The 15,228-nt window shown below is 70.5% G+C and carries 13 protein-coding genes; 5 read left to right on the top strand and 8 right to left on the bottom strand.

Annotated features, from left to right (window positions below):
* Positions 1–1,717: 1,717 nt before the first annotated feature.
* Both ACIGFK_RS36385 and ACIGFK_RS36390 read left to right on the top strand, forming a co-directional pair.
* Positions 1,718–2,464, top strand: coding sequence for a hypothetical protein (locus ACIGFK_RS36385; RefSeq protein WP_386468764.1), 747 nt, complete (start codon positions 1,718–1,720; stop codon positions 2,462–2,464).
* Positions 2,461–2,934: a MarR family transcriptional regulator gene (locus ACIGFK_RS36390; RefSeq protein ID WP_376657885.1), complete on the top strand. Its 474-nt coding sequence runs from the start codon at positions 2,461–2,463 to the stop codon at positions 2,932–2,934. Before ACIGFK_RS36385 ends, ACIGFK_RS36390 begins: the two co-directional genes overlap by 4 nt.
* Positions 2,935–3,042: 108 nt before the next feature.
* Here ACIGFK_RS36390 and tpg read toward each other — a convergent pair whose 3' ends face one another.
* The 6 genes from tpg to ACIGFK_RS36420 form a co-directional block, all read right to left on the bottom strand.
* On the bottom strand, positions 3,043–3,597 hold the full coding sequence (gene tpg, locus ACIGFK_RS36395; protein ID WP_400055290.1) for a telomere-protecting terminal protein Tpg: 555 nt from the start codon (positions 3,595–3,597) through the stop codon (positions 3,043–3,045).
* 6 nt (positions 3,598–3,603) lie between these two features.
* Positions 3,604–5,895 (bottom strand): telomere-associated protein Tap, encoded by a 2,292-nt coding sequence (gene tap / locus ACIGFK_RS36400; RefSeq protein WP_400055292.1) that lies wholly within the window; start codon positions 5,893–5,895, stop codon positions 3,604–3,606.
* Between the two features lie 135 nt (positions 5,896–6,030).
* Complete coding sequence (locus ACIGFK_RS36405; RefSeq protein WP_386468769.1) at positions 6,031–6,939, bottom strand: ParB/RepB/Spo0J family partition protein; 909 nt, start codon at positions 6,937–6,939, stop codon at positions 6,031–6,033.
* Positions 6,936–8,192: a ParA family protein gene (locus tag ACIGFK_RS36410; RefSeq protein ID WP_376657889.1), complete on the bottom strand. Its 1,257-nt coding sequence runs from the start codon at positions 8,190–8,192 to the stop codon at positions 6,936–6,938. The genes ACIGFK_RS36405 and ACIGFK_RS36410 overlap by 4 nt, the downstream gene beginning before the upstream one ends.
* A gap of 267 nt (positions 8,193–8,459) precedes the next feature.
* Complete coding sequence (locus ACIGFK_RS36415; protein WP_376657890.1) at positions 8,460–9,113, bottom strand: ScbR family autoregulator-binding transcription factor; 654 nt, start codon at positions 9,111–9,113, stop codon at positions 8,460–8,462.
* 161 nt (positions 9,114–9,274) lie between these two features.
* Positions 9,275–10,459, bottom strand: coding sequence for an FAD-dependent monooxygenase (locus tag ACIGFK_RS36420; protein ID WP_400055295.1), 1,185 nt, complete (start codon positions 10,457–10,459; stop codon positions 9,275–9,277).
* Positions 10,460–10,630: 171 nt separating this feature from the next.
* On the opposite strand from ACIGFK_RS36420, the gene ACIGFK_RS36425 reads away from it, so the two are divergent.
* Positions 10,631–11,371, top strand: a complete 741-nt coding sequence (locus ACIGFK_RS36425; RefSeq protein WP_386468774.1) for a TetR/AcrR family transcriptional regulator — start codon at positions 10,631–10,633, stop codon at positions 11,369–11,371.
* Positions 11,372–11,493: 122 nt separating this feature from the next.
* On the opposite strand, the gene ACIGFK_RS36430 is transcribed toward ACIGFK_RS36425, so the two are convergent.
* Complete coding sequence (locus tag ACIGFK_RS36430) at positions 11,494–11,733, bottom strand: lysine transporter LysE (RefSeq protein WP_400055297.1); 240 nt, start codon at positions 11,731–11,733, stop codon at positions 11,494–11,496.
* A 163-nt stretch (positions 11,734–11,896) separates the two neighbouring features.
* Between ACIGFK_RS36430 and ACIGFK_RS36435 the strand changes: the two genes are divergently transcribed.
* Together ACIGFK_RS36435 and ACIGFK_RS36440 are read left to right on the top strand one after the other, a co-directional pair.
* Positions 11,897–12,622 carry a GNAT family N-acetyltransferase gene (locus ACIGFK_RS36435; protein WP_400055299.1) on the top strand — a complete coding sequence of 242 codons (726 nt, stop codon included), beginning with the start codon at positions 11,897–11,899 and terminating at the stop codon, positions 12,620–12,622.
* 893 nt (positions 12,623–13,515) lie between these two features.
* Positions 13,516–14,670, top strand: coding sequence for an epoxide hydrolase family protein (locus ACIGFK_RS36440; protein WP_400055301.1), 1,155 nt, complete (start codon positions 13,516–13,518; stop codon positions 14,668–14,670).
* Here ACIGFK_RS36440 and ACIGFK_RS36445 read toward each other — a convergent pair.
* The gene (locus ACIGFK_RS36445) at positions 14,667–15,215 is read right to left on the bottom strand and encodes a flavoprotein (RefSeq protein ID WP_376657896.1); all 549 of its coding nucleotides are present in this window, start codon (positions 15,213–15,215) and stop codon (positions 14,667–14,669) included. The genes ACIGFK_RS36440 and ACIGFK_RS36445 overlap by 4 nt on opposite strands.
* Positions 15,216–15,228: the final 13 nt, after the last annotated feature.

Consider the following 15,228-nt stretch of genomic DNA (forward strand, 5'->3'; position numbering starts at 1 on the left):
CCAGGAGAGAACCCCCTCGCTGCGCTCGGGGGGGGCCCGGCTTCGCCGGCCCAAGGGCCGGCCCTTCGGGCCGGAGTCCTCCGCTGCGCTTCGGATGGCTCCTGGGGCGCTGCGCGCCCCAGGAGAGAACCCCCTCGCTGCGCTCGGGGGGGGCCCGGCTTCGCCGGCCCAAGGGCCGGCCCTTCGGGCCGGAGTCCTCCGCTGCGCTTCGGACGGTTCGGGGCTCCGCTTCGCTGCGCCCTAACGGCCTGCTTCGCTCCGCCCCTAACGGCGGCTCGCTTCGGAGGCTTGGGTGACCGGGCTTTTAGCAGGACCCCAGGCGCTGCGCGCCTGGGCAGGGACCCGCCTCGCTGCGCTCGGCGGAGGGGCGCTTTACTCCTGATGTCGGCCTCCGGTCGAGACTCCGTGCCCCTATGTGGGCCTTTGGCTGAGATTCCCTCCGCTTGGCTTCGGGCAAAGACTGTCCCCTCGCTATGTTCGGGGACGGGTTGCTTCGCAGCCCACAACCGGCCTTCGGTGGGGACCCATTGGCCTAGCTTCACGTGGGCTCGTTTTGTGGACTGATCTTGCCTCTACTGGGGGGCTTACTTTGCAGGCCCTAGCCCGCTTTTAGAGGAGATCTAGCTCCTGCGCGCCTGGGCAGAGATCCGCCTCGCTGCGCTCGGCGGAGGGACGCTTCGAGACCCGATGCCGGCCTCTGGCCGGGACCGCTCAGCTTCGCTTGGGGTAAAAACCGGTCTTGCTGCGTTCGGCGGAGGGCAGCTTCGCGGCCCTGATGCTCAGTCTTTGGCGGAGACCTGCTCCGCTTCGCTTCGGGTCGGGAGGAGGGCAGATTCGGAACCCACAGTCTGTCTTTGGTGGGACCCCGCACTTGGTTTGGGTAAGAACTGGCTTTGCTTCGCTTGGTGAAGGGTCACTTCGCGAGCTACTGCCCGTCCCTGAGCTTTGTTCCGGGAAGAGTCTGGCTTGCTGTGCTTGGTGGAGGGTTGCTGCTCAGCCTGGAAGTGATCCTTGGTGGGGATCGCTGCCTCGGCATCGGCAGGCTCGATCCAGGCGGGCTAATTCTGTACTTCGTGGGTGCCCTTTGTGCCTGGTTGCGGGTGGGGTGGTGGTAACTGGCGGCTGAGTGGTGTTTTTTGTCTGGGTTGGGTTGTCCTGTGGGGTCTGGTTCGGAGTGTGGGGTTTTGGCGTTAACGGCGTTAACGCCGTTAACGGCGGCTGGGAGTGATTCAAAGTGGAGAGTGGATAGAGACGGGATTCAGTCAGTTTCGGTGGGAGGGGAGGGGGATTGGCCGGGGGTGGGCGCGGGTGTTGGGACGTCAGGAAGTTGTGGCTTCCGGTGGGTTGGAGACGGCGTTGAGTACGCGCAGCGCGGCAGGAGACGGCCTATAGAAGGTACGGAGATGCGTTGCCGCAGGTCAGGGGGGGTACAGGGGGAAAGTTATGTCCCCTCAGAAGGGACATAACTCGGGGGATGTGTCGCTGCTAGGGGGACAGAACGAGCGCAAAACGTCAATGGTACTGACGCTTTTCGGGCTAAAACGTCTGGGAGGCTGACGTTTTGCTGGAGATGTGTCCCCGAACTGCTGGGGGGTGGGGAGTGGTTGGGGGCCCTGCGGGGCCGGGCCGGCGGGGAGGGTGTGGCTGAGATATGTCACCTGTGGGGTTACATAAGACACGCCGAACGTCAACGAGCGTGACACTTGTGTCACCCTTGTTGACATACTCTCTGCTGCAGATCAACGAAGTGGAGAGCATCCTCGTGTCATCAGAGCCACAGCGCCGTCGGCCGAGTCCGTCGCGCGCGCCGCGTCCTGATCTCCCCGTTGATGACGCGATCTCGGCGTGGAGTCAGCCGCTGGCTCCGGTCAAGGATCTGGACAGTCTGGCCCGGCGGTACCCGAGTCGGAAGCTCACGCTGGACGGAGAGCGCAAGCCGCTGGAGTTCTACGGGACTCAAAGTCAGCCAAACGCGTTTTCGATGGACAGCCTCGAGTTTTTCCTGGTGATCGCGCAGTACTTCCGGGAAGCCTTGCCGTTGAGGCTGATCCTGCTGCTCATCGCGTGCCAACGAGCGGGGGGCCGGATTCCTCTTACACAGGAGGAGATGGCTACCATCCTGGACGTCAGCCGGACAAAGACGTCGGAGGCGCTGCACACAGTCATGTCTCATGGGATCGTCTTCAAGGTGCGGCGGGGTGTCTACCAGTTCAACCCGCCCTACAGTTACCGGGTGGCTGAGTTCATCCCGGGTACAGAGATGACGGGTGAGTTCGTGAAGGTGGAGCAGCACAGCACCATCTCGCAGATTCGTAGCGATACGAGCCTGCCTGATCTGGTGCGCTTCCCGTCGCTGGATCACATGCGTCAGGCCATCGCGGAACTGCGGGCCGAACGGGCCAAAGAGCGCGCTGCGCGTCGGCTTAGCCGAGCGAAGCGCACGGAAGAAGGGACAGCTCAGTGAGCACCTTGCGATTCGCTGCGGTCAACGCCGACGGGCTTCTCTCCGACCTGGACCTCCCGCCTGCGGCCTACCGTGTGCTGCTGAAGCTGCGTTCGCTGAGCGAGCCGGGCGGGCGGATCCTCATTGACCAGGCCACGGTGGGCGGGCTGCTGGAGCTCAGCCGGCCGAGTGTCAATGCCGCGCTGCGGAGCCTGGAGCTCGCGAAGCTGGTGCGAAAGGTCAGGAACGGGGTGTACCAGATCAACCCGATGCTGGCCGGGTACAACTCGTTCGAGGACGCCGTCGCCGCGGTGAACGCGATGGCATCCGACGAGCGGCTCGACGCGCGGGGGTATGTCGCCAGCTACCACCAGGCGGTGGCGGAGTATCAGGACCAGCTGGCCGAGCAGCGGAAGAAGCGGGCCGCGCAGGCCGCTGCGAAGAAGGCTGCCGAGTCGAAGCGCCGCAGGACGTTGCACGCCGTGGGGTGATGCGGGCGTCTGGGCGGGCCTGTGAGGGCTTGCGAGGGTCCCGGGGTATCCCCGGGACCCTTTTTGGTTTTTGGGGCCGCGCTGGGGGTGCTGGGGCCGTTTTGGTCGTCAGAATGCGAAGTCGACGTAGTCGATGTCCGTGAACTCGACCAGCAGGCTCGTCGCGCGGGCGCCGTTGTCCTTGAAGTAGAGCTCCTGGAGGCCTTCGGCCGCGATGTGGCGGAGTTGGGACTCGGTGGCGCCGGCCTCCTGGGCGGCGAAGAGCCGGGACGCGTACTCCGGGGGAAGGTGCTGCGTGATGCGGCGCATGCGGCCGTCGTCGGTGGTGCCGGGGGCCGCGGTGAAGCCGAAGCGGGCGCGGGTCTCGATGACGAGGCCGGTGGTGCGGGCCGCCTTGTCGCGGGCGCGCTTGCGGACCAGGGGCTGCCAGCGGCGGCGTACTTCTGCTTCGAGGCGGGAGGCGAGGGCCGGTTTGGGCTGCTTGATCTCGTTCTTGACGTAGCGCTCGACCGTGCGTTGGGAGATGTTCAGGGTCGCTGCGACCGTTTTTGTGGATTTGAGCTGTTTGAGTAGGTAGCGCATCTGGGCGCCCGCGGATTTGGGGATGGGGCGGGTGAAGTGCTGTTCGTCGGCCCTGGTCAGGCTGTCGGAGATGTCGGACATTCTTCGTTACTCGCCGTCTGCCGCTGCGTCGTGGCCCTTGATGTGGCGGGCGGGGTTGAGGTGTTCGTCGAGCATCTGGACGGCCCAGAGGAGGGGCTGGGTGCCCTCGTGCTTGACCATGCCGGGGCTGACGCCCAGGCGGAAGCCGCCGGGGAGGGGCTTGCCGTCGGGGGTGTGGGGGAGGAAGTCGAGGGGGCTGGGGCCGTCGGAGAGGTACACCGCGCAGTCGGAGAGGACTGCGATGGGGTGGAGGCCCGCCGCCGTGGCGAGCTTCTGCATCTTGCGGTGCATGTTGACGCGGGCCGTGGCGATGACGGCGGCGCGGATGTCGGGGCGCCAGGTGGGGCGTTCGAGGGCGGGCCAGGGCTCGCCGGGGCGGTAGGCGGCGCCCTGGGGGCGTTCGCGGAGCTTGCCGATGCCGCCCTTCACCGTTGATTTGATGGCGGAGAGGATGGCTGCGGTGGGTGGGTTGCCTTCTTTGTGGGTGGACATCGCGGTGAGGAAGTCGGGTTCCGAGAGGGACGGGGTGACGCCGAGGTCCGCCATCGTCGCCATGTAGGCGTCGCGGAGGCGGGTGTACCAGGCGTCCAGGTACGGGCCGTGGTCTTCGCGGATCCAGGCCTCGGTGGGGTGGACGGCGTGGCCGAGTTCCTGTGCGTAGGCGAGGGTCGGGGTCGCGTACCAGGCGGGGCCGGTCGGGGGCTTGCCGTGGGGGGTGAAGGGGCTGGGCAGGCGGGGGTCGAGGGACAGGGTGGAGAGGTCCGCGAGCCAGCAGCCGGGGGTTTTGGGGTCGAAGCGGGGGGCGGTGACGTGGGTGGCGGGGCCGAGGCCGACCGGGAGGCGGTTGGCCGCTGCGGCGAAGGCCATGTTCACGTCGATGCCGACGGCGTGGGTGCGGGTGCACTCGGCGTCGGTGAGGAGCTCCGGGTCGCGGATCCAGTCGTAGGCCTCTTCGTCGAGGACCTGGTCCGGGGTGCGCTGGTGGGAGCGGGGGTAGAGGGCGGCGATCACCGGGTGCTCGTCGGGGGCTTCCGGGGGAGCGGGGTCGACGGCTCGGGTGAGGGACCCGGGGACCGGGGCCGACACCCAGGTGTTCGTGGCTTCGTCGCGGGCGGCGCGGGTGGGCGGGCGCAGGGCCGTCATGAGTTCGAGGCCGGTGACGGCGGTGGAGCCGCGGGGGGTGAGGACGCGGGCGGCGTAGGTCGTGAGGAGCTCGGCGAGTTCCGGGGCGGGGAGGGTGGCGGTGTCCTCGCCCCAGGCGCGGGGGTCGAGGGCGCCCCAGGGGAGGATCGCGAGCTGCACGCACTGGCGGCCGGTGGTGGGGGTGGCCGGGCGGTAGATGCGGGGCCAGGGCCCGAAGCCGCGACGGGTCAGCTGCCACTTGCTCTTGGCGAGCTGCTTGAGGGTGGGGTGGTTGTCGGGGAGGCGGAGGGCGCGGCGGTCTTCCAGGGTCGGAGGGAGGCCGAGCTGTTCCACGGCGGGGGCGGTGAGGACGAGGAGGGGGTCGCCGTCGCGGCCGTTGCGGTGGAGGCGGGGGGAGCGGAGGTCCGCCTCGGTGAGCGCCCAGGTGATGAGGGCGGGGAGGTTGGTGGTGGGGTGGTCCAGGACGAGGCCGGCGGCGGCGTAGGCGTGGCCGGTGCCGTCGAGGACTGCCAAGGGGCCGTTGCCCTCCGGGCGGGGTGGGTGGGGTTGGGCGGGTCGGCGGGTCGGGCCGGGCTTGCGGGTCTCGTGAGGGGGAGGCGCTGTTCCCATACCCGCCCCTTGCCGAAACCGGGGCTCCGCCGCAGGCCCCGGGTGGGGGTGCGCGGTGGAGCGGGCGTCGACGGGGGCCGTGGGGGTGGGCTCCGCCTTGGGGGGCTGGGGAGTGGCGGCGTTAACGCCGTTAATGGGGGCAGGCGGGGTGAGTTCGTTGGGCTCGGCCTCGGCGGCGGGGTGAGGGGTGGTGTCAACGGTGCTGACGGGGGCGGGCGGGGCGGGTTCGGTGGGCTTGGCCTCGGGGGTGGGGTGGGCTGGGGCGTTAACGGCGTTAACGGCGTTAACGGGGTGGAGGGTGGCCAGGCCTTCGAGGAGGCGGGCGTAGGCGGCGCGCTTCGGGGGGCGGGGGGCCGTGCGGCCGATCTCCCAGGAGGTGACCGTTTCGCGGCGGACGGACAGGGCCTTGGCGATCTGGTCCTGGCTCAGGCCGGCGGCCTCGCGGAGGCGCTTGCGCTCGTCCGGGTGCGGGAGCGCGTCCTTGGCGGCTGCTTCTTCCAGCAGGGCGTCTACCGCTGCGAAGAGGCTCTCTTGTTCGTTGGGCATCGGTACCTCCGAAGGCAGCCTATGTGAAACGCACTGCTGAACGCACATGAAACGCACGTGGGGGCGTTAACGGCGTTAACGGTGATGGCGTTAACGGCGTTAATGCCCCCGGCGTGGGTGGCTCGGATACCCCGCTCAGATACGCGTCATGAGGAGCTCCGTGACGGCCTTGAGGTCGTCCGGGGTGAGGTGTGCGGTGAGGGCGTCCGCGATCGTCTCCGGGGAGTTCGTGGAGATGGTGATGCGGGGCGAGGCGGCCGGGGCGGCGGGGGCGGCGGGGGCGGGGGCCGGGGTGGCGTTAACGGCGTTAACGGGGTGGGTGCGCTGGCGGGGCGGATTGACGGCGCTGAGGGTTTCGTCCGCCGCCGCCTCCTGGGCCTCCTGGGGCAGGCGGCCGATGCGGCGGGCGGGCTCCACTTTGAGCTCGCCCGATTCCACCTTGTCCTGGAGCTCCGGGGTCAGGTTCAGGAGCGCCAGGCGCTGGGAGACCCAGGCGCCGGTCTTGCCGAGGCGCTTGGCGACCTGGGCCTGGGAGCCGTGGACGTCGACGAGTTCCTGGAGGGCGCGGGCCTGGTCCATGGGGGCCACGTCGACCCGGTGGATGTTGGCGATCAGGGCCGATTCAAGGATGTCCGAGGAGGACGCCGAGAGGGCGTCGTTCACGTGGATGTGCATCGTCTTGAGGCCGGCGAGGTGGGCCGCTGCCAGTCGGCGGTTGCCGTCGATCACGACGTACGGGGCACGGCCCAGGCCGTCGGTGGCGCCCGGGTGGGCCTCCATGAAGGCCATGCGGGTGGCGACCGCGAGGGGCTGGAGCTGTCCTCGGGCGACGAGCGACGCGGCCAGTTCGTCGAGTTCCGTGAGGTCTTCGCGGAGGTTGAACGGGTTGTGCGCGAGAGCCTCGATGGGGACCTCGGACGGGGGGACCACTCCCGAGGTGGGGGCGCCCGTGGCCTCCGCGATGGCCGCGCGGCGCGAGCTCACCCCGACCGGCTGGGCCCGGGCGAAGGAGGCCGAGACACCGAGTTTGTCTGCCTTGCTCATGAGATCTCCCGGGCGAGGGCGCGCAGGGCCACGGCCTGGTCGCCCTTGGGTGCGTAGACGAAGAGGGGCTGCTTCACGCGGACTGCTTCGCGCTGTTCCTTGAGGTCGGGTACGACGGCGACGACGCGCGGATCCTTTATGTCCATCCAGGCCTGGAGGGAGGAGGTCGCGATGTAGCCGCGGCGGCCGTCGTAGAGGTTGACCACGAGGCCCAGGTAGTCGATGTCGAGGCTGAGGTCGTCGCGGAGGTCGTTGATCTGGGAGGTCAGGAGGTCGTACGCGTCGGCGGACGAGTCCTCCGCCTGTACGACGATCAGCGCGCCGGAGGCGCCGGGCTGTTCGGCGTCGCGGCGGCGGCCGTAGTAGATGGCCGCGTCCATGCTGAGGCCGAGGCTCGGAGGGCAGTCGACCAGGATGACGTCGTAGTCGGACTCGACCGGGGTCAGAGCCCGTTCCAGGGCGGCCTCGCGGGCGCGGACCGTGGAGAGGCGGACGTCGAGGAGGAAGGCGTCCGTGCAGGCGGGGAGCAGGTGGAGGCGGTCCCCGAACCGGTCGTGCTCGATGGGCACGATGAGGTCCTTGAGGGGGCCCTTGGCCTCGCCGGCCATGTGGCAGGTGAGGCTGTCGCCGCCGATGGGCAGCGGCTGCTGGCCGAGCTGCTTGGTGAGGTGGCCCTGCGGGTCGAAGTCGATCAGCAGGACGCGCATGCCCAGACCGGGGAGGTCCTCCAGATCCAGGGGGGTGCCCGGGTCCGTGGGGGGTTCGTCCTCGGGGGACGAGAGGCGGGCCAGCTGGCGGGCGATGCGCACCGGGTGGAGGGTCGACGGGTCCTCGGCGAGGGCCTCGGCGGTGCCTGCGGTGATGGCGGTCTTGCCGACCCCGCCCTTCTGGTTGCACACGATGATGCGGCGGACCACGGAGGGGCGCTTGACCGTGGGAGCCGGGTTCAGCTCCAGCCAGAGGTGGACGGCCTGGGCGAGTCCCTGGATGAGGGAGACGCCGCGGTCCTTGGAGTCGGCGCGGAAGGACTCCCACTGGCCGGCGGGCAGCCAGGTGGAGAACGATTCGGCGCCGGAGGTGTCGACGGGGGAGGGGGCCGAGGCGAGCGCGCTCCAGTGTGCGATGCCCTGGTGGACGGCGTCCTGGATGTCCACCCGCAGTTGGGCGGTGCGGATTTTCAACTCCTGGCGCAGCCACGGGGGGAGCTTGGAGACGACCTTCTCTCGGTCGCTCTGAGACGAGGGCGAAGTCATGAGAGGGACTTTACTAACGTTCAGGGGTGTTCGTGGGCGCCACGCTTGAGTTTTGCTAACGAAGTGGGCAAGAGGCGGGTGCTGGAGGGGTGCGGAGGGCGTTAACGGCGTTAACGCCCTCGGCTTCCGGAGGCGGGCAGCAGGGGTCGGGGGCCCGGCCGCGTTAACGGCGTTAACGCCGTTAACGGTCCAGGGCGGCCTCGCGCACGCCGTGGCCGGCTCCCCCGAGGTTTACCACGGCTGTGCGAGGCCGCCCTGGACACGCCGTCAGGCGGAGGGCGCGAGCCCGAGTTCGGCCCGGCACGCGGGCGAGCCGGCCGGGGCGAAGTGGGGGATGCGGCTCGCGGGGACGATGCCCGGGAGCAGGAAGTCCCACAGGTCGGTGATGCGGTGGTGCAGGTCCTCGCGGTGGGTGCGGACGTGCGAGGTGACCTGGATGCCGGTGAACGATCCGACGAGGAAGGCCGCGACGTCGTGGACGTCCAGCGACGGCAGCACGTCGCCCCGCTCCTGCGCCGGCGTCAGGCAGGCGCGGCAGGTCTCGATCCAGGTGTTGTACGGGGACGGGTCCGGGTCGGTGAAGGAGCCGAACTCGATGACGAGGCGGATGGCGGCGCGGACGCGGACGTTGCTGCGCAGCCCGAACGCCACCTGGTGGGTGAGGTCGATGACCGTCTGCAGGCCCGGTTCCCCGAGGGCGGGGACGCCGGACGAGATCTGGAACTGCTCGTCGATCAGGGTGCGGGCGAGGGCTTCCTTGGAGGGGAAGTGGAAGTAGAGCGCGCCCTTGGTGACACCGGCGTGCCGGACGACCTCGCTGAGGCTGGTGCCGCCGAATCCGGCGGCGTCGAAGGCGATCGCCGCTCCGTCGAGGATGGCCTGCCGGGTGATCTCGGCCCGATGCTGCCTGATCCTCGCCACGTGCGTGTTCCCCCTGGTCGCTGCCCCCGTCCGCGCGGTGACCGCTGCGGAGCGGCGTCAATGTAGGCAGGTTCTGGGGAAGAAAACCAGTCGACCAGTACTTTTTGGGGTCGGCGTTAACGGCGTTAACGGGGGCGAGGGGCGGGGTGGCGTTAACGGCGTTAACGCCGTGGGGCCGCATAGGCGGGGAGGGGGAGCGTGGAGGTTCTCTCACCGGCCTTCAGCATGAGGTCGAGGATGCGGCGGCGGCCGAGCAGGCCGTTGCGGAGGCCGAGGCCGAGCTTTGAGGCGGGGGCGAGGAAGGCACCCGTACGTGCTCCGCCCTTCTGGCAGCCCTGGGCGTAGGGCCGCAGGAGGGACTCGTAGCGGGCGAAGGCTCCCTGGTGGTCGTCGGGGGAGCGGGAGAGCTCGCCCGCCAGGACGTACGCGGCCACGATCCCGGTGCCGGTGCCCATGCCGCCGATGGTCGCGCCGCAGGCGGCGTCGCCGAGGAGGGCGATGCGGCCGGACGACCAGGTGGGTACGTCGACGCGGCTGATGGAGTCGAAGTAGAGGTCGTCGGCGGGGCCGAGGGAGTCGAGGAGGTGGTCCACGTGCCAGGGGAGGCCGGTGAAGGCCTGGCGCAGGAGCTGCTTCTGGGCCTCGGTGTCGTGGCGGTCGTAGGTGAGTTCCGGGGAGGCGAAGACGAAGAAGGCGCCGGCGCGGGTGGGGTCGGTGCGGTTGGCGCCGAGACTGGCGAGGCGGCCGGGGGCGTTGTGGCCGAGGGTCCCCGTGTCGGGGCGGAGGCCCAGGTGGTTGGGGAGGCTCCAGGTGGCGGCGTAGTGGCCGAGGTGCGTGACGTGGTCGGCTTCCGGCCCGAAGGCGAGGCGGCGGACGTGGGAGTGGATGCCGTCGGCGCCGATGACGAGGTCGAAGGTGCGGGGCGGGGCGTGGCGGAAGGTGACGTCCACGCCGGTGGCGGTTTCGGTGAGGGAGGTGACCGTGTCGCCGAAGAGGTACTCGGTGGAGGGGAGGGAGGACTCGTACAGGACGCGGGAGAGGTCGCCGCGCAGGACCTCGATGTCTCCGCCGGCGAACTCTGCGGGGAGGCGGAGGAGCGGTTCGCCGTGGGCGTCGACGAAGGTCATGGGGGAGCCTCCGGTCCGGATGCGCCGGAGGTCGTCGAGGATGCCCATCCGGCGGAGGACGGACAGGTGGGTCTCGCCCCGGAAGTCGACGGCCTGGCCGCCGGGGCGGAGGGCGGGGGCGAGTTCGACGACGGTGGGGCGGAAGTGGTGGCGGGCGAGCCAGTGGGCCAGGGCGGGGCCGGCGATTCCGGCGCCGGAGATGAGGATGCTGCGGGGCATGGAGTTCCTCCGGGGGCTGGGCGTTAACGGCGTTAACGCCGGTGCCGGTTCATGGGGACTGCCGGGGCGGCGTTAACGGCGTTAACGCCGTTAATTGTGTCCGGCGGAGACTGAAATTTTAGTGTGTACGGTAGACGCAGTTTTCGTGCGAGCGCAAGGGGATGTGGTCCGATGGCGGATGAGCAGTGGGGCGCGGCCGTGCGGTTGCTGTGGGGGCCGGAGCCGGCGGCCAAGCCCGCGCGGGGGCCGAAGCGGGGGCTCACGCTGGAAGCGATTGCTCGGACGGGGATCGGGATCGCCGACGCGGAGGGCCTGGGCGCGGTGTCTATGCAGCGGGTGGCCGGCGAGTTGGGGGTCACCAAGATGGCGCTGTACCGGTACGTGCCGGGGAAGGCGGAGTTGGTTGCGCTGATGGTGGAGGGGGCGTTGCCGGTGCCGGCCGTGCCGGTGGCTGTGTCGGTGGAGGGTGGGTGGCGCGAGCAGCTGGAGGTGTGGGCCCGGGAGTTGTACGCGGGGTTCCGGCGCCATCCGTGGCTGCTGGAGGCGACGGTCGGGGTCCGGGTGATGGGGCCCCGGGAGCTGGGGTGGATGGAGCGGGCGCTCTCCGCATTGGACGGCTGCGGGTTGAGCGGGGCCGAGGCGATGGATGCGGTGGTGCTGGTCGCCGGGCACGTGCGGGGGATCGCGGAGCAGGAGCGGGCGGCCGGGGGTGCGGGGCCCGATGCGCAGCTTGCGGTGGTGCTGGGCGAGGTCATGAAGGTGCGGGGGGCGGATTTTCCGGCGCTCGGGGCCGCGCTGGCCTCGGTGGCGGAGCACGGGGGGCAGGACGGGGCGCTGGAGTTCGGGCTTGACCGGATCCTGGACGGGCTCGGGCTGCTCGTCGCGCGGCGGGCGGGTGGGGGGTCGTCTTAACGGCGTTAACGCCGTTAACGCCGTTAAGAGGGTGGTGGCGGTCGCCCTTGCGTCTGACCTCGTTCGCGCCCGGACTCCTATGCCCTGCGGAGGAGCGCCCGGTCGCAGTTCGGCGTGTGGGCTCAGAACTCGGCGTAGAACAGGAGGAAGACGGCCGTCGCGGCGGTAAGGGCGAAGCCGGCGGTGGTCACGGCGGCGAGGCGACTGCGGTGGCCCTTCGCGGGTCTGCGGAAACTCCGCCAGGCGCCGTGGGCGAGGAAGAGGCTGACCAGGCCGGCACCTGCGACGGTCAGGCGAGGGCTGAAGGACCAGCTCAGGTAGGCGATCAGCGTCAGGCCGGCGAGCAGGGCGGTGGCGATCACGAGGACCGGTGCCGGTCCGGAAGGGTTGCCAGGTTGTGCATGCCGTTCGGCGGGCCGGACCCGGCCGGGATGTCTTCGCGGAGGCCGGTCGTAGCCGTGCCTCCTCTGTTGCCTCTCGTCGATGCTCAGGTCGGCTCTGTGCCTCGGCTGGCAGGATCGGGCCATGCCGATGGATCTGCTGCTGGCCCGAGCCCGTGGGCTCTGGGAGGACCTGGCCCAAGCGCCGGTGTCGTTCGCCTCGTCGGGGAGCGTGAACGTGGTGGTCTCCCCACGGTCCGAGCTGTGCCCGGCCGGCTGGGTCGGAGTCGTGGCTCTGGGCGGATCGGCGATCGTGACCGCGCCGAGTGAGAGTGCCGCCGTGATCGTTCGTGACGCGCTGGGGAGGCTGCCTGCGGAGGCCGTGGTCGACAGCGCCGCGGTGCGGGCGGTCCTTCCGGTGGCTCGTGTGCTTGGGCCGGCGGCGCTGGCGTACGTGTCTTCAGGGAGCTTCCGTCCGGTGGGTGACGGTGCGTTGATGACCGTGGAGCAACTTTCGGCGGCGCATCCGGACGTGCGGGCGCTGGAGCAGCGAGCCGGTCGCGAGGATGCCGGTGAGGCTGCTCTGGACGAGATCACGTCGCCCGCCTTCGTGGTTCGCGAGCATGGCCGGGTGGTTGCCGCGGCGGGCTATCAGGCGTGGCGGCGGGGGACGGCTCAGATCGGCGTGCTGACGGAGCCGGAGGCGCGGGGGCGGGGGCTGGCCCGGGCGACGGGCTCAGCGGTGGTCGCGCATGCCCTCGCGGCCGGGTTGCTGCCGCAGTGGCGTGCGCGGCGGTTGGCCTCGCGGCGGGTTGCGGGGGCGTTGGGCTTCGAGGAGCTGGGCTTTCAACTCAGCGTTGAGCTTGTCTGACGGGGTGGTGGGATGTGGCGGGGGGTGCTCCGGACGGGGGTGAGTCGCCGTCGTTGAGAAGCGGGTAGCGATCGTGGGCGGCCTGTTTCCGGCCCAAGGCGGGCTGTGGACGCCGGTCTCGAGGAGTGCGTAGCTTTGGCGCATGTCGGGGGCCGGGGGGATGGAGGGCCCGAGGGCGGGCGCGGCCCCTGCCGGAGCGGGGTCGGACATCGCTGATCGACCCGGTTTTCCTTCTTCCGCCCGGCCCGTTCTTTTGGGGGTTTCCCGGCAGTCCTTGTCTTTCCGGGGCGGGACGGCCTGCCAAGGGCGGCCGAAGGCCGTCGCGAAGCGACGCGACGACGAAGGAGGAGCGCCCTTGACAGGCCGGCCCGACACGGAAGGACTATGGGACTGACGGGAAAGCCCCAAGCCCTCCCTGATTCCGCGTAGGTGGGTGCCGCTGCGCGGAGCTGGTCCCCGCCCCGCCCTTTCTCCGTTTCCTGGGGCTCCGCCCCAGACCCCGCTCCTCAAACGCCGGAGGGGCTGGGTGGGTGGCGGGGCTGGACGGTCGGGCTCGGCTCCGTGTCTCCGACCCGGGCGGGTTGATGCGGTGGAGCTCTGCCTGGCCTTGGAGGGGGGATCGGCCCCCGGGCCCTGGCGCCTGGATGCTGCGGGGGCGGGGGCGGGGATCCGCCCCGGGGTCCTGGGCTGGGTCTTCGAGGCTGCCGGGGTCGGGCGGTTGGGGCTCGGGTTCGGCGTACGGGTTGCAGGCTCGGTGGGGGCTTTCGGTGGTGACGGGGTGGGTGGGCGCATGGTCGGCGTGAGCGGGGGAGGGGTCGTGTGTGGGGGCTGGGTTGTGTCGGGGGTGCGTGGGGGACGGCGTACGGCGGCGGGGTGGGTGCCTAGCATGCGGCGTGGATGAGTTTCGGCTTGATGTGGCGCAGGGGGAGTTGGACGACCTGCGCGAGCGGTTGGCGCGGGTGCGGTGGGTCGAGGGGTTGGAGGGGGTGGGGTGGGACTACGGGATTCCGGTGTCGGAGGTGCGCGAGCTCGTGCGGTACTGGCGCGACGAGTACGACTGGCGTGCGGCTGAGGCGCGGTTGAACGAATGGCCGCAGTTCGTGACCGAGATCGACGGGGCGCGGGTGCATTTTGCGCATGTCCGATCGCCTGAGCCGGGTGCTACGCCGCTGTTGATGACCCATGGGTGGCCGGGGTCGTTCGTGGAGTTCCAGCGGGTCGTCGGGCCGTTGACCGACCCCCGGGCGCACGGCGGGGATGCCGAGGACGCGTTTCATCTGGTGATGCCGCACATTCCCGGGTTCGCCCTGTCCGGGCCGACCAAGGACGTGGGGTGGGAGTTCAAGCGGGTGGCCCGGGCCTTCGGGACGTTGATGGACCGGCTCGGGTACGCGCAGTACGGGGTGCAGGGCGGGGACTGGGGGGCCGCGGTCTCGCGGGAGCTCGGGCGGGTGCGGCCGGAGAGCGTGGTGGGGGTGCACCTGAACCTGTTGCCGGGGGGTGGTGCCACCGCCGAGCCGGGGGAGGAGGAGCTGGCCGCGCTCGGTCCCGAGGAGAGGGCGCGGACGTGGGCCTCCTGGGAGCGGTACCGGGTGTGGGCGCGCGAGCGGCAGGGCTACGCCGACATCCAGGCGACCCGGCCGCAGACCCTCGCGTACGGGCTGAACGATTCGCCGGTCGGGCTGCTCGCCTGGATCGGGGAGAAGTTCGCGGAGTGGAGCGATCCCCGGTGCCCGATCGACCGGGACCAGATGCTCACCAACGTGATGCTGTACTGGCTGACCGGGACCGTGGGGTCCGCTGCCCGGATCTACTACGAGAGGGCGCACGCCGGCTATGCGGGGAAGGCCGTCGAAGTGTCGCGGACTCCTACCGCGCTGGCCGACTTCCCGCGGGACAACTTCATTCCGCTGCGGCACGTGGCCGCGCGGACCGATGCCGTCGTGCGGTGGACTTCGTACGACCGGGGTGGGCACTTCGCCGCCATGGAGGTGCCGGAGCTGCTGGTGGCGGACGTGCGCGCCTTCTTCCGCCAGTTGAGGCCCTAGGCCTCGGCGGTGGGCTTGCGGTCCAGTGCTTCCAGGGCGAGCGGCCACGGGAAGTGGAGCGGGGCGTCGGGGCCGGCCGGGCCGGGGATGAAGCCGCCCTCGCCGTGGAGGAGCTCGACCCCCGCCGTGCGCAGGACGGCCAGGGACTGGTCGAACTGGGGGTGCGCGGCGAGGGCGGAGTTCGTGCAGGGCATGGCGACGACGGGGGTGCCCTTGCCGATCGCCTCGGCGGCGACCCCCACCACGAAGCGGTCGGTCAGGCCGAGGGCCCATGCGTTGACCGAGTTGAAGGTGGCGGGGGCGAACAGCAGGGCATCGGCCGGGGGCCAGACGTCGGGCTCACCGGGGAGCTTGTACTGCCAGCGCACCGGGTGGCCGGTCAGGGCGGCCAGTCCGTCGAGGCTGCCGGACAGCCAGTGGGCCGCAGTGGGGGTGAGGCCCAGGCAGACGTCCCAGCCGCGGGCCTGGGCGTCCTCGACCACGTGGGCCACGTCGAAGACGGGCGGAGCGGCGGAGCAGAGCAGGTAAAGCGTCTTCGTGGTCATGTCGCAATATGAT

The sequence above is a fragment of the Streptomyces sp. NPDC085524 genome (genome assembly GCF_044541755.1).
Taxonomy (GTDB): Bacteria; Actinomycetota; Actinomycetes; order Streptomycetales; family Streptomycetaceae; genus Streptomyces.